Origin of the sequence: Mordavella massiliensis, assembly GCF_016901695.1 — a bacterium.
GTDB classification, from domain to species: Bacteria; Bacillota; Clostridia; order Lachnospirales; family Lachnospiraceae; genus Claveliimonas; species Claveliimonas massiliensis_A.
In genome coordinates this window covers 1-219 of sequence record NZ_JACJKS010000128.1, presented here as the reverse complement: position 1 = coordinate 219, position 219 = coordinate 1, and the positions used below count along the sequence as shown (strand labels likewise).

Here is a 219-nt window from a genome sequence, read left to right as displayed (position 1 = left end):
AGGTTCCACGTGTCTCGACCTACTCTGGATACCGCCATGCTCACTCGCCTTTCGCTTACGGGGCTTTCACCCTCTCTGGCTGGCTTTCCCAAAACCATTCTGCTAGGCTTATAAGATCAATTACGCGGTCCGAACCCCGGGATGCACGCATCCCGGTTTGGGCTCTTCCGGTTTCGCTCGCCGCTACTTCCGGAATCGATGTTTCTTTCTCTTCCTCCG

At 55.7% G+C, this 219-nt stretch carries 1 rRNA gene; it reads right to left on the bottom strand.

The annotated features are described in order from the left end of the window. Window positions 1-219 (bottom strand): 23S ribosomal RNA (locus tag H6A20_RS13410); the annotation flags it as partial.